Here is a 24,046-nt window from a genome sequence, read left to right on the forward strand (position 1 = left end):
GAGACCTGTTCCCTGTCTGATGGTCCCCGATCGACGCATAAAAGTAGGCGCGAAATGTGAAGATTTTACCAACTAACTATTTGATTAAATTGACAGCAGCGGCGCAAAAGATGAGCATTTTAGCAGTTTCTTTTAGTGCATCCGCGGGCTGTCCTGCCTACGGATGCACTGGGGGAGTAGGCAGACGATTTGATCAGATGATCCCGCCGCTGCCGCCGGTGGACGCGGGCCTGATTGCACTGACTGCAGCGCGATAGCCGCTGGCGCGGTAGGTGGCGACCGGATCGATGGCGCCGCCGGCGCGACGCCGGGCTTCCGCCAGGATCGGTTCGACATCGGCGCGGTAGGCCCGTTTCAGCGTGTCGGATGCCATCAGCGCATCATTGGCGTCCTGGTAGCCGGAGAGTGCGTCCCGGTCGACCAGCAGGGCTTGGGCATAGGCGCGGCGGATCTCGTTGGCGCTGGAGATCAGGCTTTCGATCGGGTCGGTGACGTTGTGCGACTGGTCGATCATATGGGCGGGGTGGAAACCCTTGACGCCGCGATGCTCGGCATCGACCAGTTCGTTGAACACCAGGAACAGGCGATAGGGATCGATCGAGCCGGCATCGAGGTCGTCGTCGCCATATTTGGAATCGTTGAAGTGGAAGCCGCCGAGCTTCTCGAACTGGATCAGCCGGGCAACGATCATCTCGATGTTGGTGTTCGGCGCGTGGTGGCCGAGATCGACGAGGCAAAAGGCTTTCGGGCCTAGCGTCTGCGCGATCAGATAGTTGGTGCCCCAGTCCTGGACGATGGTCGAGTAGAAGGCCGGCTCGTACATCTTGTGCTCGGAGAAGATGCGCCAGTCGTCCGGCAGTGCTTTGTAGACTTCCGCCATCGAAGAGAGGTAGCGCTCGAAGGCCTTGGTGAAGTTGCTCTGGCCGGGGAAATTCGAGCCGTCGCCAATCCAGACGGTCAGCGCCTTAGAGCCGAGCGCGTTGCCGATCTCGATGCATTCGATGTTGTGCTCGATGGCCTGCGCGCGGGTGGCCGCATCGACATGGCTGAGGGAGCCGTATTTGTAGGAATGAGCTTGGCCCGGCGCATCGGAAAAGGTGTTCGAGTTCATTGCGTCGAAGCCCAGGCCGAGGCTGTCGCCCTTGGCCTTCAACTCGCGCACATCCATCTTGTCCCACGGAATATGCAGCGAGACATTGGGCGTGGCGCGGGTCAACTGGTTGATGACGGCGCAGTCGTCGAGCTTGTCGAAGATGCCGCGCGGCTCGCCCGTCCCCGGAAAGCGGGCAAAGCGCGTGCCGCCGGTGCCGACGCCCCAGGAGGGCACGGCGACAGAAAAGGCCGAGACTTTTTGGGTGATCGCCTCGATATCGATGCCGCGGCGATCGAGGTTGGCGCCGAGGGCATCGAAATCTGCCTTCAGCGCGGCGGCGCGCTTTTCGTTCTCCTGCGCAATGGTATCCTGCGCGATCTTCAGCTCAACCATAAAATCCTCCCTTGGCACGGCGAACAAAAGGGCTCCCCCTGCGTTCTACCGGCCGAACTCCCAATTCATGAACGAGGCGACCTTGGATATCATACGCGTACTGCTCGCAATCTTCCTGCCACCGGTTGGCGTGTTCCTGCAGGTCGGTCTCGGCCTGCAGTTCTGGCTCAACATCCTGCTGACGCTCTGCGGCTACTTTCCGGGGATCATCCACGCACTCTGGGTCATCCTCCGGAAGTAGGATCTAGCGCGTGAACGCCTGGGCGTTGCCGGCGTCGACATTGATGATGTTGCCGGTCGATTTCGCCGAGGCAGCCGACGTCAGGAAGTAGATCGCCTCGGCGATGTCTTCCGGGAAGACGTTGAGCTTCAGCAGCGAGCGCTTGCGGTAGTGCTCCTCAAGATCGTCGATCTCGATCTTGGAAGACGCCGCGCGCTGCTCACGCCACTCGCCGTTCCAGATCTTCGAGCCGCGCAACACGGCATCCGGGTTGACCGTATTCACCCGGATACCGGCGTCGGCGCCTTCCAGCGCCAGGCAGCGGGCAAGATGGATCTCGGCCGCCTTTGCCGTGCAATAGGCTGCAGCACCCGGCGACGAGGCGAGGCCGTTCTTGGAGGCGACGAAGACGACGTTGCCGCCGAGGTTCTGCCTGCGAAACAGCCGGAAAGCCTCGCGGGAAACCAGGAAATAGCCTGTCGCCAGGATATCGATATTGCGGTTCCACATCGACAGCTCTGTGGTCTCGATCGGCGCAGACGAGGCGATGCCCGCATTCGAGACCAGGATGTCGATGCCGCCGAATTCGACGCAGGCCTCGGCGAAGGTAGAAATCACCCCCTCCTCCTTGGTGACATCGAGCCGGACGCCGCGCACGGCATCAGCACCGAACTGCTTTGCGAAATCGGCTTGGGTCGTCTCCAGCGCTGCCTGGTCGATATCGGCGAGCACCACGCAGGCGCCTTCTGCGATCAGCCGGGATGCCGTGGCGCGACCGATGCCACCGGCACCGCCAGTGACGAAGGCGACACGGCCGGCCAGGCTCTTCGGCTTCGGCATGCGCTGCAGCTTAGCTTCCTCGAGCAGCCAGTATTCGATGTCGAAGGCTTCCTGGGCCGGCAGGCCCTGATATTCGGAGACGGTCGAGGCACCACGCATGACATTGATGGCATTGACGTAGAATTCGCTGGCGATGCGGGCGGTGGCCTTGTCGCGGGCAAAGGACAGCATGCCGACGCCGGGGATGAGGAAGATGACCGGATTGGCATCGCGCATGGCTGGCGAATTGGCGTGCTTGCAGCTCTCGTAGTAGCTGGCGTAATCGGCGCGATAGGCTTCCAGTGCCGTGTCGAGGCCGGATATCACGGCATCGACGTCGGGCCTCGCCGGATCGAAGTCGACAATCAGCGGCTTGATCTTGGTGCGCAGGAAATGGTCAGGGCATGAGGTGCCGAGCTCGCCCAAGGGCGCAAGATGCTTGGAGTTGACGAATTCGAGGACGGCGTCCTGATCATCGAAGTGACCGAGCTTGCGCTCTGCCTTGCCGATCCGACCGCGGATTTCCGGCATGAGCCTGGCGGCGATGGTACGACGCTCGGAAGCAGGCAGGCTTTCAGCCACGGCGCCGCCGAAAATCGTTTTGCCTTCGGTCTTTTCGGCAAACCAGACGATCGCCTTGTTGATGATGTCGAGCGTCAGCTCGTAGCAGGCCTTGGCATCGTTCGCCCAGGTGAACAGGCCGTGGCTTTCGAGCACGACGCCCTTTGCATCAGGGTGATCCTTGACGAAGGCGCTGAGATCGAGACCGAGCTGGAAGCCGGGGCGGCGCCAGGGCAGCCAGCCGATGTCGTTGCCGAAGATCTCTTGTGTCAATTCCTTGGAATTCTTTGACGCGGCGATGGCGATGATCGCGTCCGGATGCATATGGTCGACATGGGTGAAGGGCACGAAGCCATGCAGCGGCGTGTCGATCGAGGCGGCGCGGCTGTTGAGGTTGAAGGTGCAATGGGGCAGAAAGCCGACCATGCGGTCCTCGTCGTCGAGGCCCTTGTAGAGACCCTTAAGCCCCTCCAGCTTGTCCTGGTACAGCGTCGCGAAACCGTCGAGCTTGATGGTGCCGACATCGCCGCCTGACCCCTTGACCCACAGCACCTTGACCTTTTCGCCTGTCAGCGGATCGGTTTCCATCACCTTGGCTGACGTGTTGCCGCCGCCGTAATTGGTGATGCGCTTGTCGGCGCCGAGCAGATTGGAGCGGTAGAGCAGCTTGCCCGGTTCGTCGAGCTTGGCCGCGTAACCGTCGTCCCAGCGGTTATCCAGAAGCCTGATATCAGCCATGTCTTCCTCCCATGTCATATCCGGGCGGTCACGTTGCAAAATTCCGCCCTTTGGTGCGAGGGTATCGCTCACGAAAACTCTCTTTGTCAATCGAAAACGATCATATTCCGTTATGTTGCATCGCAATATGAAAAACCATGAGCGTTTTTGATTGACACATTGTCATGGGTGAGAAATAAACGGCGCCAGGAGGAGACGATGCACGAACGCGAACGCCACCGCATCATCATCAGCGCAGTTCAGGAGAAGTCCGTCGTCACGATTCAGGATATCGCTGAATTGACCGAGGCTTCCGAGGCGACGATCCGCCGTGATATTGCTGCGCTGCATGTGCAGGGCAAGATCCGCCGCGTCCGTGGCGGCGCCGAGGCCGTGCATCCGCCGCAGCTCGGCAATCTTGCCGGCAGACCGTTCCGCGTGTCGGAATCCGTCAACATCGACAAGAAACGCGCAATCGCCCGCCAGGCCGTCGCTCTCTGCGATCCCGGCGATGCGATCATCATCAATGGCGGCACCACGACCTTCCAGATGGTGCATTTCATGGCGGCGCATCGGCTGCAGGTGATGACCAATTCCTTTGCCATCGCCGAGCATCTGGTCAAACATTCCAAGAATTCGGTGACGGTGCCGGGCGGGGCGATCTATCGCGAGCAAAGCCTGATCCTGTCACCCTTCGACAACGACACGACGCGGAATTTCTACGCCCGTCGGATGTTCATCGGTGCCCAGGGCGTCGGCCCGCTCGGCATCATGGAAGCCGACGCCCTGATCATCCAGAGCGAGCAGAAGCTCATGCACCAGGCGGACGAACTGGTGGTCATGATCGATTCCAGCAAGTTCCATCGCCGGTCGAGCCTGATCTTGTGCCCGCTCGACCGCGTGACGACTGTTATCACCGACGACGGCATCTCGGAGGAGTCCGTCAAGATGATCGAAGACGCAGGGGTGACGCTCATGATTGCGAGCGCCGCATCACAGTCTGGCAAGGAGGATACCTCGTCGGTCGCATAGACGACAGGCGGGGCGTGACTGAGACTAATCAAATTGGGAGGATGGAACATGCATATCGTAAAGAAACTGGCGATCGGCGTTGCGCTGGTCGCAGCCTTGATGTCCGGAACGGCGAACGCCAAGGACATCAAGATCGGCCTCGTGGTCAAATCGCTCGGCAACGGCTTCTTCGAAGCGGCCAACAAGGGCGCCCAGGAAGCCGCCAAGGAACTCGGCGGCGTGGAAGTGATCTACACCGGCCCGACCTCGACCACGGCCGAAGGCCAGATCGAAGTCATCAACTCGCTGATCGCCCAGGGCGTCGATGCGATCGCCATCTCCGCCAACGATCCTGACGCCGTCGTGCCGGCCCTGAAGAAGGCCACCCAGCGCGGCATCAAGGTTATTTCGTTCGATTCCGGCGTCGCCAAGGCCGGCCGTATCCTGCAGCTGAACCCGTCGTCCAACGAACTGATCGGCAAGATGTGCCTGACCCTGGTCAAGGATCATCTCGACGGCGGCAAGGGCGATTTCGCCATCTTGTCGGCAACGACCACCTCGACCAACCAGAACATCTGGATCGGCGAGATGAAGAAGCAGATGAAGGACTTTCCGGGCCTGAACCTGGTGACAACCGTCTACGGCGACGATCTGTCCGACAAGAGCTACCGCGAAGCGCAGGGCATCCTGACCTCGCATCCTGAAGTCAAGGTCATCGTCGCGCCGACCACCGTCGGCGTGCTCGCCGCGTCGCAGGCCGTCAAGGATGCCGGCAAGATCGGTCAGGTCTATGTCACCGGTCTCGGCCTTCCCTCGGAAATGGCCGGCGCCATCAAATCCGGCGCCACCAAGGAATTCGCCATCTGGAACCCGATCGACCTTGGCTATTCTGCGACGCAGATCGCCTATCGCCTCGTCAAGGGTGAGACCAAGGGTGCCCCTGGCAGCGAAATCCCGGCCGGCCGCATGGGCAAGATCAAGGTCGACGACAAGGGCGAAGCCGCCATGTCCGATCCCTTCGTCTACAACGCTTCCAATATCGATCAGTTCTCGAAAGTTTTCTGATCGACCGTCAGCCACAGATCACCACCCGGCGGCTCCAGAAGCTGCCGGGACTGGAAATCCATACCTGGTACAAAGCTGATGACTGCTGCCCTTCACCTTCCCGTCCCGGATAGCCCGCCCGTCAGTGACACGGCGATCCTGGAAATGCGCGGAATTTCGCAGATCTTTCCGGGCGTCAAGGCGCTCGATAACGTCAGCATCGCGCTCTATCCCGGCAAGGTGACGGCGCTGATCGGCGAGAACGGGGCCGGCAAGTCGACGCTGGTCAAAATCCTGACAGGCATCTACCGGCCGAACGAGGGCGAGATCCTCGTCGACGGCAAGTCCACCATATTTGCAAGCGCGCAGGCTTCGATCGACGCCGGCGTGACCGCCATCCACCAGGAAACCGTGCTGTTCGACGAACTGACGGTGGCCGAAAACATCTTCCTCGGCCATGCGCCGCGTACGTCCTGGAAAACCATCGACTGGAAGACGATGAACAGCCGCGCCAAGGTGCTGCTGGAATCGCTGGAAAGCGCCATCGATCCAAAGATCCGCCTGAAGGACCTGTCGATCGCCCAGCGCCATCTGGTCGCCATTGCCCGGGCGCTGTCGATCGAGGCGCGCATCGTCATCATGGACGAGCCGACCGCCGCCCTGTCGCGCAAGGAGATCGACGATCTCTTCCGCATCGTGGAGGGCCTGAAGGCGCAGGGCAAGGCGATCCTGTTCATCAGCCACAAGTTCGACGAGGTCTACGAGATCGCCGACAACTTCGCCGTCTTCCGGGATGGGCGGGCCGTCGGCCATGGACGGCTGAAGGACACGCCACAGGATGAGATCGTCCGCATGATGGTCGGCCGCGACGTTGCCGATGCCTTTCCGAAGATGGCCGTCAACATCGGCACCACCGTCCTTGCCGTCGAGCGCTATTGCCACGCCACGGAATTCCGAGACATCTCCTTCGAGCTACGCCGCGGCGAAATCCTCGGCATCTACGGGCTGATCGGCGCCGGCCGCTCGGAACTCTGCCAGTCGCTGTTCGGCATCACCAAGCCGCTGTCCGGCCGGCTGACGCTCGAAGGCAAAGAAATCGCAATCCGTTCGCCACTCGAGGCGATCCGGGCCGGCATCGTCTACGTGCCGGAAGAGCGCGGGCGACACGGCCTGGCGCTGCCGATGCCGATCTACCAGAACATGTCGCTGCCATCGCTGGTGCGCACCTCGCGCAAAGGCTTTCTCAAGGCCGCCAACGAGCTGGCGCTGGCCCGCAAATATGCCGAGCGGCTCGATCTGCGCGCCGCCGCCCTCTCCGTGCCTGTCGGCACGCTGTCCGGCGGCAACCAGCAGAAGGTGGTGATCGGCAAATGGCTGGCGACCCTGCCGAAGGTCATCATCCTCGACGAGCCGACCAAGGGGATCGACATCGGCTCCAAGGCGGCCGTCCACCAGTTCATCTCGGAACTCGCCGCCGAAGGCCTCAGCATCATCATGATCTCGTCGGAGCTGCCGGAGATCATCGGCATGGCCGACCGGGTGCTGGTCATGAAGGAGGGCCTGTCTGCCGGCCTGTTCGATCGCGAGGCGCTGACGCCGGAATCGCTGGTGCGCGCCGCCACCGGCAACGTTTAGGATAAGCCCATGTCCCGTCTTCTGAAAAAGCGCGAAACGCTGCTCCTCGTCATCATTCTGGTGATGATCGCCGGCTTTTCCACCCGCGCGGCCGGATTTGCCGCGCCGGGCAACCTGTCCAACATCTTCAACGACACCTCGATCCTGATCATCCTGGCGCTGGCGCAGATGACGGTCATCCTCACCAAGTCGATCGACCTGTCCGTCGCCGCCAATCTGGCCTTCACCGGCATGGCTGTCGCCATGCTCAACGCCACGTTTCCCGGCATCCCGCTGGTAGCACTCGTGGTCGTCGCCATCGTCATCGGTGCAGCGCTCGGCGCCATCAACGGCTATCTCGTCTGGGCGCTGGAGATGCCGCCGATCGTCGTTACCCTCGGCACGCTCACCATCTATCGCGGCATGGCCTTCGTGCTCTCGGGCGGCACCTGGGTCAACGCCCACCAGATGACGCCTGTTTTCCTCAACGTGCCGCGCACCATGTTCCTCGGCCTGCCCGTGCTCGGCTGGATCGGCATCGCCATCGTCGCGCTGATCTACTTCATCCTGAAATACACGCCCTTCGGCCGCGCTGCCTATGCGGCCGGCGGCAATGCGGTCGCCGCAGTCTACGCCGGCGTCGATGTCGGCCGGACGCGCTTCTTCGCTTTCGTCCTCTCTGGCGCGCTGGCGGGGCTCTCAGGCTATCTCTGGGTGTCGCGCTATGCGGTCGCCTATGTGGATATCGCCAACGGCTTCGAACTCGATAGCGTCGCTGCCTGCGTCATCGGCGGCATATCGATTGCCGGCGGCGTCGGCTCGGTGGCGGGCACCGTGCTCGGGGCCCTGTTCCTCGGCGTCATCAAGAATGCGCTCCCTGTCATCGGCATCTCGCCGTTCACGCAGATGGCGATATCAGGCACCGTCATCATCCTCGCCGTCGTCTTCAACGCCCGGCGCGAACGCAACCGCGGCCGCATCATCCTGCGCGACAAGGCAGCCCGGGATAGCCTGACAAACGAGGTGGCAGCATGAGCGCCGTTCCTAAGACGCAAAACGAGCCGCGCCGTGCCATTCCCGACCGGCTGGGCACGCCGTTCAAGCGCATCATCGCCAGCTGGGAGGTGCTGCTGCTCGGCGTCGCCATCCTGATCTTCATCTTCAATTCGCTGGCCTCCCCCTATTTCCTCGACGCCTACAATCTCTCCGACGCCACCTTCAACTTCACCGAAAAAGCGATGATCGCCTTCGCCATGGCGCTGCTGATCATCGCCGGCGAGATCGACCTCTCGGTCGCTGCCATTATCGCGCTGGCCTCGACGGCGATGGGCTATGCCGCCCAGGCGGGCGTCGACACGGTTGGCCTGGTCGCCATCGGCCTCGGCGTCGGCTTGCTCTGCGGCCTGTTCAACGGCATCCTCGTCTCGGTACTGAAACTGCCGTCGATCGTCGTCACCATCGGCACGATGAGCCTGTTTCGCGGCATTTCCTACATCGTCCTCGGCGACCAGGCCTTCGGCGGCTATCCCGAGGACTTCGCCTTCTTCGGCCAGGGCTATGTCTTCTGGGTGTTCTCCTTCGAGTTCGTGCTGTTCATCGTGCTCGCCATACTCTTCGCCATCCTGCTGCATGCGACCAATTTCGGCCGGCAGGTCTATGTCATCGGCAACAATGAATTCGCGGCCCGCTTTTCCGGCATTCCGGTCGAGCGCATCAAGTTCATCCTGTTTCTCCTGACCGGCGTAATGAGCGGCCTTGCCGCCGTCTGCCTGACGTCGCGGCTCGGCTCGACGCGTCCGTCGATTGCCCAGGGCTGGGAGTTGGAAGTGGTGACCATGGTGGTGCTCGGCGGCGTCTCGATCCTCGGCGGCTCCGGCACGATCGGCGGCGTCGTCATCGCCGCCTTCGTCATGGGCCTCGTCACCTTCGGGCTCGGCCTGCTCAACGTTCCCGGCATCGTCATGTCGATCTTCATCGGCCTGCTGCTGATCATCACCATCGCACTGCCGATCATCGCGCGGCGCATCAAGGCCATGAGCGGAAAATGACCGGCGATCTCGAAAAACACGCCTTCAAGATGCAGCTCCACCCCGGCATGGAAGCCGAATACCGGCGTCGGCACGACGCGATCTGGCCGGAGCTGGTGGACCTGCTGCATGCCTCCGGCGCCAGCGACTATTCGATCCACCTCGACCGCGAGACCAATACGCTGTTCGGCGTGCTGACCCGGCCGAGGGACCACACGATGGCAAGCCTGCCCTCTCATCCCGTGATGCAGAAGTGGTGGGCGCATATGGGGGATATCATGGTGACCAATCCCGATAATTCTCCCGTCCAGAGCGATCTCATAACGCTGTTTCATATGCCATGACCGCGCCGTTCCGACGCATCGCTGTTCTCGACATCGGCAAGACCAATGCCAAGGTCGTCGTGCTCGATGCCGAGAGCGGCGCAGAGATCGCCGCCGTCAAGATCGGCAATGCTGTCCTTCGGGACGGACCCTATCCGCATTATGATATAGGTGCCCTGTGGAACTTCGCGATCGAGGCGCTCACCGGTTTTGCCGCCGCACCCGGCTTCGATGCAGTGTCGATCACCACCCATGGCGCCTGTGCCGCGCTGCTCGATGCCGATGGTATACTTGCATTGCCGGTGCTCGATTACGAGCATCCCTATGACCCGGCTATTCGCGCCGAATACCTGTCGTTGCGGCCTGATTTTTCCGAAACCTTTTCGCCGTCGCTCTCGGCTGGACTCAATCTCGGTGCCCAGCTTCATTACCAGAAGAAGGCGTTTCCGGACGCCTTCGCCAGGGTCGCCACGATCCTGACCTATCCGCAATACTGGGCCTTTCGGCTGACCGGCGTGGCGGCCAACGAGGTGACGTCGCTCGGCTGTCACACTGACCTTTGGCTGCCGAGATCTGCCGCCTATTCGCCTCTGGTCGACCGAATCGGCATCCGCTCCCGCATGGCACCGCTCCGATCCGCCTTCGAAGCCCTCGGGCCGATCTCAGCCGCGGTCGCGCAGCAGATCGGGATCGGTGCCGAGGTTCCCGTCTATTGCGGTATCCATGACAGCAATGCCTCGCTGCTGCCGCACCTGATTGGCCGTTCGGCGCCTTTCGCGGTCGTGTCGACCGGAACATGGGTGGTGAGCTTTGCCGTCGGCGGCGACATGGATCATCTCGATCCCGGCCGAGACGCGCTGGCCAATGTCGATGCCTATGGCCGTGCCGTCCCCTCGGCGCGGTTCATGGGCGGACGCGAGTTCGAGGTGCTGACAAAAACCATCGGCGAGATTCCGCCCGAAGCGGCGGAGCAGGCTTTGGCGGGGGTGGTCGAGCGGGGGCTGATGCTGCTGCCGAACGTCGTTCCGGGCTCAGGGCCCTTTCCGGGCCGGACCATGCGCTGGATGAACGATGAGGGGGCGACGGCTTCCGAGCGTTCAGCGGCTGCGAGCCTTTACCTGGCCCTGATGACGCAGTCATGCCTCGATCTCATCGGTGCCGGCGGCCGCATCCTTGTCGAGGGCCCCTTTGCGCTCAACCGCATCTACGTTGCGGCACTTGCGGCGCTGACCGGGCTCGATGTCGTGGCTCTGCCGGGTTCGACCGGGACCAGCCTGGGGGCCGCGCTCCTGACCGGTATCGTGCCCAAAACCGCGCCAGCTCGTCTACAAGAACCTTCGCCCCTCCCCTCTCTCTCCCGCTACCGGGATCTTTGGATTGCCGGGGCAAGGGCTTAGGCATCGCGGCGCATCGTGGTATTTCGCCGTCTTTTAGTGGGTGATAATTTCCCGCCTCCGGGCTTCATTGAGCCTTGCCAAGAAGACCCCGTGCCACAGATAATGAATCATTCAGCGCAGCCCTTGATGCGCCCGACACCGACACCGCAATCCAGCATATCATGCGAGCCACAGGCTCGGGACAGGAGGGATTCTATGACAAAGCCGTTGAAGAATCCGATGTTGCTGGCGGACGACAATGGCTGGCGTTGCCGCGAAGCACTGCGCCGCGCGGTCGAGCAGGTCGTGCGGGATGCGCTGGATGATGGCTGGAAGGCCGAGGATATCGCTATGTCGCTGGTTGAGGTTGCCGATGAGCACATGGACCAGACCATCTGCGAGGCAATGAGACCGGATCGCCACATCATCATCCACTGAGCCCCCGTTGTCGCGGTCATGAGGCCGCTTCAGGATTGCGTTCGTCGCGCGATCATGCCGTAGGGCAGCTACCCCACCATGTAACGCGCGCCTTGCGCTCGGCTGAAGGCTCGAGCCACCCTGCTCCATTGTCTGTGTCCCGTCTTCTTAGGTGTTCCCGCTGCACCGTCGATTAAACGTCAGCGCCGGGAACAACTTACTTCTGTCGCCGTTCCCCTCGGCAACCAAAATCCGGTCGTCGCCTCAGGCGCGGCCAGCGGGGTCGAGAACGATGCAGGCGCCTATTCTGAAAAACGACAAGCAAACCGCGCCCAAGCCACCGCGTATCTATTATGTCCATCCCCTGATGCTCGGTGGGATCGAAGCCTGGAACGAGATCTTCGATCACGCAGCCGGGCTCGGCTTCGATGCCGTCCTGACCGCACCTCCCTTTCTGACATTTCCTGGCGACAGCATATTCGTATCGAGGGACTTCGACCGGTTGACGCCCACTTTGGACGCCCTTGGTGGCGCGCAGCAGGGACTTGCGGCGCTGGCAACCTCGGCAAAGCGCCGGGGACTGACGTTGATGATGGATCTGGTGATCGACCGCGCATCGCGCGAAGATGCCCGCCATGCCGACGTCGTCGATCCCCGCATTTCGCCGGAAGCACGCCATAGCCTGCGTTTCCAGGCAGGATCGGAAGTTGCGGAAGACAATCTGCGTCAATGGGAACGCCGGATCAGTGACTTCGTTGCGGCTGGAATCAGCGGCTTCCGCTGCCTCGGCATCGACAGAACGACCCCTGAGAATTGGGCAAGGCTGATCGCCGCAGCCAAGGCCACCAATCCCGATGTCGGGTTCTTCGCCTGGACCCCCGGCACGGCTTTTTCCACCCGCAAGGCGCTCGCCTCCGTCGGCTTCGAAGGTGCATTTTCTTCCATCGGCTGGTGGGACCGGCGCGGAGATTGGATTGTCGAGGAGCGCGACGTGCACCGGGCAATCGGCTCCGATATCGCCTTTCCCGAGGCACCGTTCGGTCGCCGCGTGGCCCATGGCGCCGAGGATCTCGAGATGATCGAGCGTAGGGCGCGGCAGGCGTTGAACATCGCTGCCATAGCCGGCGACAGCCTGATGATCCCCATGGGCTTCGAGTTCGGGGCTACCATCCCGCTGGACTCCATGTTCGGAAACGGTCGCGGCTTGCGCGGCCTCAAGGAGCGGGGCCTGCTGGATTTGTCGGGTGACGTCAGATCCGCGAATGCGGGCATCGCAACGCGCGAAGCCTCGTTCGAGCAGCAGCCTATCCGGCTGGTCGTGGCGTCATCGGTACCTGTGTCCGTTCTCATCCGGTCGGATGCGGAAGACCCGCGTTTCGCCGACAAGCTGCGTCTTACGGTCATCAACAACGACCTGCGCAGCCCCGCCGTGCTGCCGGTTCGCAGCCTTGCCGAAAGCGCTGCGGGGTTTCTGCCGCTGACGGCGGAGGACGGCACGCCGCTCGATATCGAAAAGGCGATCCGTCTGCAGCCGGGCGAAGTGCGAAATGTGAAGGGTGGTGCCAGCAAGATCATCTTGGTGGCCCCCCCTGCCCCAGCGACGGAGGCTGCCGCGACACCACGGCTGGCGATCGAGGCGGTGACCCCCTCGGTCGACGATGGCCGGTTCGCGGTAAAGATGGCCGTTGGCCAAACGGTCCGCGTCGAGGCCGATATTTTCGGCGACGGGCATGATCCCCTATCCGCATCCTTGCTCTGGCGGGCGGTCGACGAAGACAACTGGACCGACGTGCCGATGCAGCTTATCGGCAACGACCGCTGGTGGGCCGAATTTCCGCTGCAGCGGATCGGCCGGCACGAATTCATGATCGAGGCCTGGCGCGACCCCTTCGCCATTTTCCGCTACGAGCTGGTCAAGAAGAACGACGCCAAGCTGGATTTGAAGCTGGAGGCACAGGAAGGCCTCAATCTGCTCAAGGCAGCGCTTGCCCGGAACGACGGCGATGTCGCAACCCGGCTGCAGCGCCTGGTGAGCGCCATGGAGACGGCGGATGATGCATCACGCGTCCGGGTCCTGCTCGACAAGGACACATCGACGCTGATGAAGCAGGCGGATAGCCGACCGTTCGGCCATCGCAGCATCGCATACCCGCTCGATTCGGAACGCCAGGCGGCGGGCTTTGCCAGCTGGTACCAGATCTTCCCGCGCTCGCAGAGCGGCGACCCGAACCGCCACGGAACCTTCGACGACGTCATCGGACGCCTTCCGGCCATCCGCGACATGGGGTTCGATGTCCTTTACTTCCCGCCGATCCATCCGATCGGGAAGACCAATCGCAAGGGCCGGAACAACAGCCTCAACGCCGCTGAGAACGATCCGGGCAGCCCCTATGCCATCGGCGCGCCGGATGGCGGCCATGATGCCATCCATTCCGAGCTCGGAAACTTCGAGGATTTCGACCGGCTGGTCGAAGCGGCGCATCAGCATGGGCTGGAAATCGCGCTCGATCTCGCAATCCAGGCCTCGCCTGATCATCCGTGGCTGAAGGAGCATCCAGGCTGGTTCGACTGGCGGCCGGACGGGACCGTGCGCTACGCCGAAAACCCGCCGAAGAAATACGAAGACATCGTCAACGTCGATTTCTACGCCAAGGATGCGGTGCCGGGGCTCTGGATCGCGCTTCGCGATGTCGTGCAGCTCTGGGTCGACCACGGCGTCAAGCTGTTCCGTGTCGACAACCCGCATACCAAGCCCTTCCCGTTCTGGGAGTGGATGATTGCCGACATCCGCAGCCGCCATCCGGACGTGGTGTTCCTGTCTGAAGCTTTCACCAAGCCGAAGGTCATGTATCGCCTGGCCAAGGTCGGCTTCTCTCAGTCCTACACCTATTTCACCTGGCGCAACGCCAAGTGGGAGCTCGAGGCCTATATGCGCGAGCTGACAGAGACGGCGCCGAAGGATTTCTTCCGGCCGCACTTCTTCGTCAACACCCACGACATCAATCCGGACTTCCTGCAGAACGCCCCCCGGCCGGCCTATCTGATCCGCGCCGCCCTGGCGGCGACGCTGTCGGGGCTCTGGGGCGTCTATAACGGCTTCGAGCTCTGCGAAGGCCGCCCCGATGCCAAGCGCAAGGAATATGCGGACAGCGAGAAATACGAGATCCGCGCCTGGGACTGGGATCGTCCCGGCAACATCATCGCCGAGATTACCCGGCTTAACGGCATCCGCAAGCATAATCCGGCGCTGCATTCGCATCTGGGGCTGACGCTTCTGCCGGCCTGGAACGACAATATTCTTTTCTTCGAGAAGGCGACGCCAAGCCGCGACAACGTCGTTCTCGTGGCTGTCAGCCTCGACCCCCACAACGCGCAGGAAGCCGACGTCGAGATCCCCCTCTGGGCCTCGGGCCTTCCCGACAGCGGCAGCCTTTTCGTCGAAGACCTCATGCATGGAAATAGAACCACCTGGACAGGCAAGCGGCAACATCTCCGGTTAGAGCCGGGTGAGCCCTTTTCGATCTGGCGTAGCAGTGTTCGGGAGATCTAAATGGATACCATCATCAACGACAAACTTGGCCAAGATCCGCTCTGGTACAAGGACGCCATCATCTATCAGTTGCACATCAAGTCGTTCTTCGACAGCAACGGCGATGGCATCGGCGACTTTCAGGGCCTGACCCAGAAGCTCGACTACATCGCAGCCCTCGGCGTGACCGCCATCTGGGTGCTGCCGTTCTTCCCCTCGCCGCGCCGCGACGATGGCTATGACATCGCCGACTACACCAATGTCAGCCCCGACTACGGTACGATGGACGATTTCCGCGCCTTCGTGGCCGGCGCCCATGAGCGCGGCATGCGGGTCATCATCGAGCTCGTCATCAACCATACCTCGGACCAGCATCCCTGGTTCCAGCGCGCCCGGCTGGCCGCACCCGGCTCGCCGGAGCGTGATTTCTATGTCTGGTCGGATTCGGACCAGAAGTTTCCGGAAACCCGGATCATCTTCATCGACACGGAAAAGTCGAACTGGACCTGGGATGCGGCAGCTGGCCAATATTACTGGCACCGCTTCTATTCGCACCAGCCGGACCTGAACTTCGACAATCCGGCCGTTATGGACGAGTTGATGAAGGCGATGCGTTTCTGGCTGGATACCGGCATCGACGCCTTCCGCCTCGACGCCATTCCCTACCTCGTCGAGCGTGAGGGCACCAACAACGAGAATCTCGATGAGACACACGCGATCCTGAAGCAGATCCGTGCTGCGATGGATGACAGTCATCCCGGCAAGATGCTGCTGGCAGAGGCCAACCAGTGGCCGGAAGACACGCGCGACTATTTCGGCGATGGCGACGAATGCCACATGGCGTTCCACTTTCCGTTGATGCCGCGCATGTATATGGCAATCGCCAAGGAAGACCGTTTCCCGATCACCGACATCCTGCGCCAGACGCCCGATATTCCGGACAATTGCCAGTGGGCGATCTTCCTGCGTAACCACGATGAGCTGACGCTCGAGATGGTGACGGACGAGGAGCGCGACTATCTCTGGAATACCTACGCCTCCGATCGCCGCGCCCGCATCAACCTCGGCATCCGTCGCCGTCTCGCACCGCTGATGGAGCGTGACCGCCGCCGCATCGAACTGATGAACGCGCTGCTGCTGTCGATGCCCGGCACGCCCGTGCTCTACTACGGCGACGAGATCGGCATGGGTGACAACATCTATCTCGGTGACCGCGATGGCGTTCGCACACCGATGCAGTGGTCGCCCGACCGCAATGCCGGCTTTTCGCACGCCGACCCTGCGCGCCTGGTACTGCCGCCGATCATGGATCCGATCTATGGATACGGCGCGTTGAACGTCGAGGCGCAGAGCAGCGATGCTCACTCGCTGCTCAATTGGACGCGCAGAATGCTCGCGCTTCGCGGTCGCCACTCCGCCTTCGGGCGCGGAACGATCCGCTTCCTGAAGCCGGCCAACCGCAAGATTCTGGCCTATTTGCGCGAATACGAGGACGAAACGATCCTCTGCGTCGTCAATCTCTCGCGCCTGCCGCAGGCGGTCGAGCTCGACATGGCCGAGTTCGAAGGTCGAATCCCGGTCGAAATGACCGGCATGTCGGCTTTCCCGCCGATCGGGCAGCTTACCTACCTTCTGACGCTGCAGCCCTACGGCTTCTTCTGGTTCCAGCTGATGGCCGAGACCGAGGGGCCGTCCTGGCGCATGCCTCCGCCCGAGCAGATGGACGATTTCGTCACCATCGTGCTGAAGCACAATCTGATGGAGCTGATGGAAGACGGTCGCAACGCCACCGTTCTGTCGCGCGACGTCCTGCCATCCTATCTTGCCCGCCGCCGCTGGTTCGGCGCCAAGGGAGAGCGGATGAAGAGCGCCTCGCTTGTTGCCGCAACGCCCATGCCCTTTGCCGACGGAGTCCTCCTCTCGGAGCTTGAAGTCGAGTTCGAAGGCCGCACCGAGCGCTACTTCCTGCCGCTGAGCTTTGCCTGGGACGACCTTCATCCGCAGGCTCTGGCGCAGCAGCTTGCGCTGGCCCGCGTTCGTCAGGGCCGCCGTGTCGGTCTTTTGACCGATGGCTTTGCCATGGAAAGCATGGCCCGGGGCATGATGCTGGCACTGGCCGAGCGCTCGACGATTTCAGGCAAGGCCGGCACGCTGGATTTCCTCGGCAGCGAGCAGCTGGACGAAATCGCCCTCAAGGACGATCTGCCGATTGTTTGGCTGTCGGCCGAGCAGTCGAACAGCTCGCTCATCATCGGTGATCTCGCCATGGTCAAGCTGATCCGGCATGTCTTCGAGGGGGTTCATCCTGAAGTCGAGATGACCCGTCACCTGACGCGCGTCGGCTATACCCACAGCGCACCCTTGCTGGGCGAAGTCGCCCGCACCGACGCCGACGGCCATCGCTATACGCTGGTCATCGTTCAGGGTGCCATCCGCAACCAGGGCGATGCCTGGAACTGGATGCTCGACGGGCTGCGCCGCACGACGGACCAGCTGCTGGTTTCCGACGACGAGCATCATGCCGAGAGCGAAAATCCATTCCGACCGCTCGGCGACTTCACCGCAACGGTCGGGCGCCGGCTTGGTGAGTTGCATGCGGCCCTTGCCGCGCCAAGCGACGATCCGGCCTTTGCACCGCTCAAGGTCGATCAGGCCACAGCCGACGGATGGCGGGACAGCGTGCTCGCGCAGTTGTCGACGGCGCTCGACATCATCGCTAGCGCTCATGAGGGTCTCGACCCTGCCGCAACCGCCTTCGCCGATCGCGTCCTGGCGCGACGCGACCAGATCATTCCCGCCATCGGCAGGCTTTCAGATGCGGCCGTCGGCACGCTGATGACGCGCATCCATGGCGACTTCCATCTTGGCCAGATCCTGGTCTCGGAGGACGACGCCTATATCATCGACTTCGAGGGCGAACCCAGCCGCGACCTCGAGGAACGCCGCGCCAAGACCAGCCCATTGCGCGACGTCGCCGGCTTCCTGCGGTCGCTCAACTACGCCGCTGCCTCCGCAGACAGCGACAAGCAGGTTGTCGTCGAAAGTGGCGGCGAGACGCGCCGGGCGATGATCGACCAGTTCACCGCGGAAGCCGAAGTCCGCTTCCTCGACGAATATTGTGCTGCTGCCGCCGGCAGCCCGCAACTGGCGATGCCGAGCGAGCAGCGGGGCCTCATCCTTGATCTGTTCCTGATCGGCAAGGCCGCCTACGAGATCGCCTATGAGGCGGGCAACCGACCGAAGTGGCTTCCGATACCATTGCGCGGCCTGTCGATGATTGTCGATCGCCTGCTGGAGAATGACCTATGACACTTGCCAACGCCGATCTTTTGGCGGGAATTGACCATGACTCCCTTTATGCCCTCGCCGAAGGGCGCCACGGCGACCCCTTCTCCGTGCTTGGGCTGCATGGCCTGGGCAGCGGATGCGTCATCCGCGCTTTCATTCCGGGTGCCGTTTCCGTCGAAGCCATTGCCGTCGGCAGCGGCGAACTTCTGACCCAGCTGCAGCCAGTGTTCCAGAACGGGTTGTTTGCCGGTGCCGTGGAAGGGCGGCCGGAGTATCGGCTTCGCATCCATTGGCAGGACGCCATCCAGGAGACGGAGGACCCCTATTCCTTCGGTCCCCTGCTTGGCGATCTCGACCTGCATCTCCTCTCCGAAGGCAACCACTACGAACTCGGCCAGATCCTCGGCGCGCAGGCGATGTCGGTGAACGGCATATCCGGCGTGCGCTTCGCCGTCTGGGCGCCGAATGCGCGACGGGTCTCTGTGGTCGGCGATTTCAACTCCTGGGACGGTCGGCGCCATCCGATGCGCCTGCGGCCAAGCGCCGGGGTGTGGGAGCTGTTCGTGCCGCGGCTTGGTCCAGGCGACCACTACAAATATGAGATCGTCGACGCCTCGGGCCATGTCTTGGCGCAAAAGGCCGATCCGGTGGCGCGCGCCAGCGAGGCAGCACCGGCGACCGCCTCGATCGTCGCCCGCAGCACGGCATTCGAGTGGAATGACGCGGAGTGGATGGCTGCCCGCAAGACGCGGCAGGACGACGACGCGCCGATGTCCGTCTACGAGGTCCATCTCAGTTCATGGGCGCGCGTGCCCGAGGAGGGCAACCGGCATCTGAACTGGATCGAGCTCAGCCAACGGCTGATCCCCTATGCCCGGGACATGGGCTTTACCCATCTCGAGTTCCTGCCGATCATGGAATATCCATTCGGTGGCTCCTGGGGCTACCAGCCGCTCGGTCTTTTCGCACCGACGGGTCGCTACGGCACGCCTGAGGATTTTGCCTATTTCGTCGATCGCGCCCATGCGGCCGGCATCGGCATCATTCTCGATTGGGTACCCGCCCACTTCCCGACCGACCCGTGGGGCCTTGCCCGTTTCGACGGCAGCGCGCTCTATGAGCACGAGGACCCGCGCGAGGGGTTCCACCGCGACTGGAACACGCTGATCTACAATCTCGGCCGCAACGAGGTGAAGAGCTTCCTCATCTCCAGCGCGCTGGAATGGCTGGAGCGCTACCATGTCGATGGCCTGCGCGTCGATGCCGTCGCCTCGATGCTCTATCGCGACTACAGCCGCAATGCCGACGAATGGATTCCGAACAAGTATGGTGGTCGCGAGAACCTCGAATCGGTCGACTTCCTGAAGCATCTGAATTCCATCGTTCACCAGCGGTGCCCGGACGCGCTGATGATCGCCGAGGAATCGACCGCTTGGCCGGGTGTGACCAAGCCACCCGAAGAAGGCGGCCTCGGTTTCGATTTCAAATGGAACATGGGCTGGATGCACGATTCTCTCGATTATATCGAGAAGGACCCCGTCTACCGCTCCTATGCCCATGGCACGATCACCTTCGGGTTGATCTACCAATATACCGAGAAGTTCATGATGCCCCTGTCCCACGACGAGGTCGTGCACGGCAAGGGGTCGCTGATCGGCAAGATGCCGGGCGACGACTGGCAGCGTTTCGCCAATCTCCGCGCCTATTTCGGCTTCCTCTGGGGACACCCGGGCAAGAAGCTGATGTTCATGGGTGGCGAGATTGCCCAGACCACGGAATGGAACCACGACGCGTCGGTCGTCTGGGATCTCCTGGACCGGCCGCAGCATGCCGGCGTCCAGCGGCTGGTGCGGGACCTCAATCGCCTTTACCAGGCAGAGCCGTCGCTGCAGTTCAGCGATGTCCACAGCGAGGGATTTTCCTGGGCGGTGGCTGACGATGCGGTCAACTCCGTCATCGGCATGCTTCGTCGCTCGGCCGACGGGCAGGATGTGATGCTGGTGCTTTGCAATTTCACCCCGGTTCCGCGTGAAGGCTACCGCGTCGGTGTCCCGAAGGGTGGGCGCTGGACCGAGGTGCTGAATTCCGATGCCGCGATCTACGGCGGGGCCAATCTCGGCAACGGCGGAACCTTGTGGACGGAGGACGTCCCAGCGCACGGCCAGGACACCTCTCTGTCGGTGATGCTGCCGCCGCTCTCGACCCTGTTTCTGCGCTGGTCCTCCGAGCCGTAAGTCACGGCCGGGGTCCATCACCCTTGTCTGCAATAGGGTGCGCAATTGACGATGGCCAATACCTGACATAGAGAGTTAGGTATTGGCCGAGGCGGCACGCCCGGCTGCCGAAGGCAGGTAATGACGTTTCAGCCGCGCATGGACAACAAGATCGAAGGGTTCTCCGTTGTCGGCGGGGTCCACCGGCGGTCGTGGAACGGCATTGTCGCCGATGTCTGGGATGTAAACTGTGCGCCTTACGCCGGCGGCTATTATGTTTCCAACGATCCGCGCCTGTTCATCCTGCTCGACACCCGGGGCGCCGGCCAGTGCCGCCTGAGGCTCTCGCCAAACAACGCCGGCCTGCATCAGGGCGGCGAGCGGCGGATCACCTACATCCCCGGCGAGATGGAGATGTGGGCTGACCTCGTCGATCTCGACTTCGTGCGCCATCTCGACATTCATTTCAGCGCCGATGCGCTCGGCCGTCGGTTGATGGAGGATCTCGATCCTGCCAAGCTGGACAATCCCCGGCTGCTGTTCTCCGACCCGCGCGTCCTTGCACTGGCGGATCTCATCGCCGAGGAGTGCAGAAACCCTGAGCCCCTCCATGATCTCTATGGCGACGGGCTGGCTGTCGCGCTGCTGATCGACGTGCTGGAGTTGCGGCGCACGGCTCCGCGCCAGCGCAGCAAGCTTGCCACTTGGCAGTTGCGTCGTGCGGTCGACTATATCGAAGAACATTGCCTTCGCAGCATTCGCCTGGAGGAACTGGCGGCGCTGACAAACCTTTCGCAATCGCAGTTTAGTCATGGTTTCAAGGCCTCGACGGGCCTGCCGCCCCATCAGTGGCAGACAAGGGCGCGGCTGGAGCGGGCCAAGCAGATGATGATCGGCAGCACGCCGCTAACCGAAGTGGCGGTCGCGACCGGGTTTTCGGACCAGGCACATTTTACCCGCGTCTTTCGCAAGACGGTCGGCACGACGCCGGCGAACTGGCGGAAAAGCCGCGTGCTGTGAGGCTTTAGACACAGCGATCGTGCAAATGCCGCAACCGCTCAGATTTGCCCAAAAACATTCTATTTCGAAAAATTACGACAAGCCGTTCCTGTTAATATGAGTTAATGGCTCATCTTATTGAGTGGCACCGCCAGGGGACGATGCGGTGCGCGACGGGGCGCAGGACATGATGTATTTGACAAATAAGGTTACACGCAGGGCCCAGTGGATGGCGGGTGTGGCTATCGCGGGCCTGATGATGGCCATGCCGGCAGCGGCACAGCAACCGCAGCCGACCGAGCTGAAGCCGCTGGTCGTCCAGGGTGGCGAGGCAGGCGCTGCCGACGGCAGCGAGGCGAACGGTCGGGCGCCGGTGAAGGGTTATGTGGCGAAGACCACCACGGCCGGATCGAAGGCGGATATTCCAATCAAGGAGCTTCCCCAGTCGGTCTCCGTGGTCGGCCAGCAGGAAATGCAGGATCGCGGTATCACCAACAAGGTCGACGAGGCCTTGCGTTACACGCCTGGCGTAAACACGCAGCCGTTTGGCAATGACGGCGATACCGACTGGTTCTATATTCGCGGTTTCGACGCGACCCAGACGGGCGTCTTTCTCGATGGCCTGACGCTGTTCAGCTACGGCTTCGGTGGTTTCCAGATCGACCCCTTCTCGCTCGAGCGCATCGAGGTGCTGAAGGGGGCGTCGTCGGTCACCTACGGCGGCACCAATCCGGGTGGTATCGTCAACATGGTCCGCAAGGAGCCGACCGATCAGCCGCTCTACTACACGGAAATCGGCATCAACAGCAACGGCAACGCCTTCGCCGGCTTTGATTTCTCCGACAAGCTCAGCGCCGATGGCGTCTGGAGCTACCGCCTGACCGGCAAGGTCGCGGGCGGCGACCAATACAGCCATTTCACCGATGACCTGCGCGGCTTCGTCATGCCGCAGCTGACCATCTCGCCGGATGAATCGACGAAGGTCAATCTTTACGCCTATGTCAGTGGGCTCGACGAGGTGCGCAGCGGCAACGGCTTCTTCCCCTATGTCGGAACGGTGGTCGATGCGCCGTTCGGCAAGATCGATCGTAAGGCCTTCTACGGCGAGCCAAGCATCGACAAGGAAACCTACAGCCAGGAGATGATCGGTTACTCGATCGAGCATGAATTCGACGGCGGCTGGAAGCTGTCGCAGAACCTGCGCTATGGCCATTTGAAGAAGGACGAGGAAGGCCCCTACCTCAACGGCTATGTCGATGGCGACCCGAACGCCGCCGGCTACAACGATCCGAGCTACGAACTGGCGCGGATTGGCTTTACCCAGCATTCGAAGGTTGACACGTTCTCGGTGGACAGCCGCGCCCAGCGTGAGTTCGACCTTGGAGGCGTCAGCCACAACTTCATGGTCGGCACGGACTACTCGATCTACCGCCTCGACAATATCCAGGCCTGCTGCGGCTCGAACCCGATCAGCGCCACCAATCCAGTCTACGGCACCGCGCAGGGCGCCAACTTCGTATACCTCGATCAGGTCATGACGCAGCAGCAGCTCGGCATCTATGCCCAGGACCAGATGAAGTTCGGCGATGGCTGGCTTGTTACACTCAACGGTCGCTACGACTTCGTCGACGAGAACGCCGATTCTCGGATCTCGACGGACTCCGGTTCCAATAGCAAGTCGCCCAGCGGTCGCGCCGGCCTCGCCTACGATTTCGGAAACGGCATCACGCCTTACGTCAGCGTCGGCACCTTCTTCAATCCGTTGATCGGCACCACCGCGTCTGGCGCGGGTCTCGTTCCCGAAGAGGGCGAGCAGTACGAAGCCGGCATAAAATACGAGCCGACCTTTATCGACGGCCTGTTCACAGCCTCGATATTCAACATCAACCGCAAGAACATGGCGCTGACGGATCCGGCCACCTTCCTGCAATACCAGCTCGGCGAGGTGCGCTCGCGCGGCGTCGAACTGGAAGGCAAGGTGAATCTCGACCAGAACTGGAAGCTGCTCGGCTCCTATTCCTACACCGATCTCGAGGTCACCAAAAACCTCGACAGCAGCATCGTCGGCAACTCGCCCTATCTCGTGCCGAATTCGACCGCCGCCCTTTGGCTCGACTATGCCGTGAACGACGGACCGCTCGAAGGCGTGAGCCTCGGTGCCGGGATGCGCTACCAGGGCAAGTCCTGGGCGGATGCGGCCAACACGCTGCGGGTGCCCTCGGCCACTGTGTTCGACGCGGCGGTTCGCTACGAAAAGAAAGGCTGGGGTGCCTCGCTGAACGTCGCCAACGTCTTCGACAAGGAATATGTTTCGGGCTGCGCCGGTGCGAATACCTGCGGCTATGGCGATGCGCGCACGTTCACCCTGAAGCTCAGCAAGAAATGGTAGGTCGGCCCCTTTA

At 62.2% G+C, this 24,046-nt stretch carries 16 protein-coding genes; 14 read left to right on the forward strand and 2 right to left on the reverse strand.

Annotated features, from left to right (window positions below; translation table 11 throughout):
• Window positions 1-193 precede the first annotated feature (193 nt).
• Window positions 194-1,486: an L-rhamnose catabolism isomerase gene (gene rhaI, locus VH564_RS18205; RefSeq protein ID WP_423341271.1), complete on the reverse strand. Its 1,293-nt coding sequence runs from the start codon at window positions 1,484-1,486 to the stop codon at window positions 194-196.
• Between the two features lie 82 nt (window positions 1,487-1,568).
• Between rhaI and VH564_RS18210 the strand changes: the two genes are divergently transcribed.
• Window positions 1,569-1,727 carry a YqaE/Pmp3 family membrane protein gene (locus VH564_RS18210; protein WP_111221244.1) on the forward strand — a complete coding sequence of 53 codons (159 nt, stop codon included), beginning with the start codon at window positions 1,569-1,571 and terminating at the stop codon, window positions 1,725-1,727.
• A gap of 3 nt (window positions 1,728-1,730) precedes the next feature.
• Here VH564_RS18210 and VH564_RS18215 read toward each other — a convergent pair whose 3' ends face one another.
• Window positions 1,731-3,824: a bifunctional rhamnulose-1-phosphate aldolase/short-chain dehydrogenase gene (locus VH564_RS18215; protein WP_423341272.1), complete on the reverse strand. Its 2,094-nt coding sequence runs from the start codon at window positions 3,822-3,824 to the stop codon at window positions 1,731-1,733.
• A 198-nt stretch (window positions 3,825-4,022) separates the two neighbouring features.
• Here VH564_RS18215 and VH564_RS18220 point away from each other — a divergent pair, with 198 nt between their 5' ends.
• The 13 genes from VH564_RS18220 to VH564_RS18280 all read left to right on the forward strand — a co-directional run bounded on the left by VH564_RS18220 (window position 4,023) and on the right by VH564_RS18280 (window position 24,033).
• Window positions 4,023-4,835 carry a DeoR/GlpR family DNA-binding transcription regulator gene (locus tag VH564_RS18220; RefSeq protein ID WP_423341273.1) on the forward strand — a complete coding sequence of 271 codons (813 nt, stop codon included), beginning with the start codon at window positions 4,023-4,025 and terminating at the stop codon, window positions 4,833-4,835.
• A 48-nt stretch (window positions 4,836-4,883) separates the two neighbouring features.
• Window positions 4,884-5,879: a rhamnose ABC transporter substrate-binding protein gene (gene rhaS / locus VH564_RS18225; RefSeq protein ID WP_423341274.1), complete on the forward strand. Its 996-nt coding sequence runs from the start codon at window positions 4,884-4,886 to the stop codon at window positions 5,877-5,879.
• Between the two features lie 78 nt (window positions 5,880-5,957).
• The gene (locus tag VH564_RS18230) at window positions 5,958-7,493 is read left to right on the forward strand and encodes a sugar ABC transporter ATP-binding protein (RefSeq protein WP_423341275.1); all 1,536 of its coding nucleotides are present in this window, start codon (window positions 5,958-5,960) and stop codon (window positions 7,491-7,493) included.
• 9 nt (window positions 7,494-7,502) lie between these two features.
• Window positions 7,503-8,507, forward strand: a complete 1,005-nt coding sequence (locus VH564_RS18235) for an ABC transporter permease (protein WP_423341276.1) — start codon at window positions 7,503-7,505, stop codon at window positions 8,505-8,507.
• On the forward strand, window positions 8,504-9,520 hold the full coding sequence (locus VH564_RS18240; protein ID WP_423341277.1) for an ABC transporter permease: 1,017 nt from the start codon (window positions 8,504-8,506) through the stop codon (window positions 9,518-9,520). The genes VH564_RS18235 and VH564_RS18240 overlap by 4 nt, the downstream gene beginning before the upstream one ends.
• A complete protein-coding gene (rhaM, locus tag VH564_RS18245) occupies window positions 9,517-9,843 on the forward strand; it encodes an L-rhamnose mutarotase (protein ID WP_423341278.1) in 327 nt (108 codons plus the stop codon). The genes VH564_RS18240 and rhaM overlap by 4 nt, the downstream gene beginning before the upstream one ends.
• Entirely contained in the window at window positions 9,840-11,219 is a 1,380-nt protein-coding gene (locus tag VH564_RS18250) for an FGGY-family carbohydrate kinase (protein ID WP_423341279.1), read from the forward strand. The genes rhaM and VH564_RS18250 overlap by 4 nt, the downstream gene beginning before the upstream one ends.
• A 195-nt stretch (window positions 11,220-11,414) precedes the next feature.
• On the forward strand, window positions 11,415-11,636 hold the full coding sequence (locus VH564_RS18255; RefSeq protein WP_423341280.1) for a hypothetical protein: 222 nt from the start codon (window positions 11,415-11,417) through the stop codon (window positions 11,634-11,636).
• A gap of 271 nt (window positions 11,637-11,907) precedes the next feature.
• Window positions 11,908-15,165: a maltotransferase domain-containing protein gene (locus VH564_RS18260; RefSeq protein ID WP_423341281.1), complete on the forward strand. Its 3,258-nt coding sequence runs from the start codon at window positions 11,908-11,910 to the stop codon at window positions 15,163-15,165.
• Window positions 15,166-18,453: a maltose alpha-D-glucosyltransferase gene (treS, locus tag VH564_RS18265; RefSeq protein WP_423341282.1), complete on the forward strand. Its 3,288-nt coding sequence runs from the start codon at window positions 15,166-15,168 to the stop codon at window positions 18,451-18,453.
• Entirely contained in the window at window positions 18,450-20,666 is a 2,217-nt protein-coding gene (gene glgB, locus VH564_RS18270; protein ID WP_423341283.1) for a 1,4-alpha-glucan branching protein GlgB, read from the forward strand. Before treS ends, glgB begins: the two co-directional genes overlap by 4 nt.
• Before the next feature lie 120 nt (window positions 20,667-20,786).
• Window positions 20,787-21,665 carry a helix-turn-helix domain-containing protein gene (locus VH564_RS18275; protein ID WP_423341284.1) on the forward strand — a complete coding sequence of 293 codons (879 nt, stop codon included), beginning with the start codon at window positions 20,787-20,789 and terminating at the stop codon, window positions 21,663-21,665.
• Between the two features lie 208 nt (window positions 21,666-21,873).
• Window positions 21,874-24,033 (forward strand): TonB-dependent siderophore receptor, encoded by a 2,160-nt coding sequence (locus tag VH564_RS18280; protein ID WP_423341376.1) that lies wholly within the window; start codon window positions 21,874-21,876, stop codon window positions 24,031-24,033.
• Window positions 24,034-24,046: the final 13 nt, after the last annotated feature.

The organism is Rhizobium sp. HT1-10 (genome assembly GCF_049472505.1).
Lineage (GTDB): Bacteria > Pseudomonadota > Alphaproteobacteria > Rhizobiales > Rhizobiaceae > Rhizobium.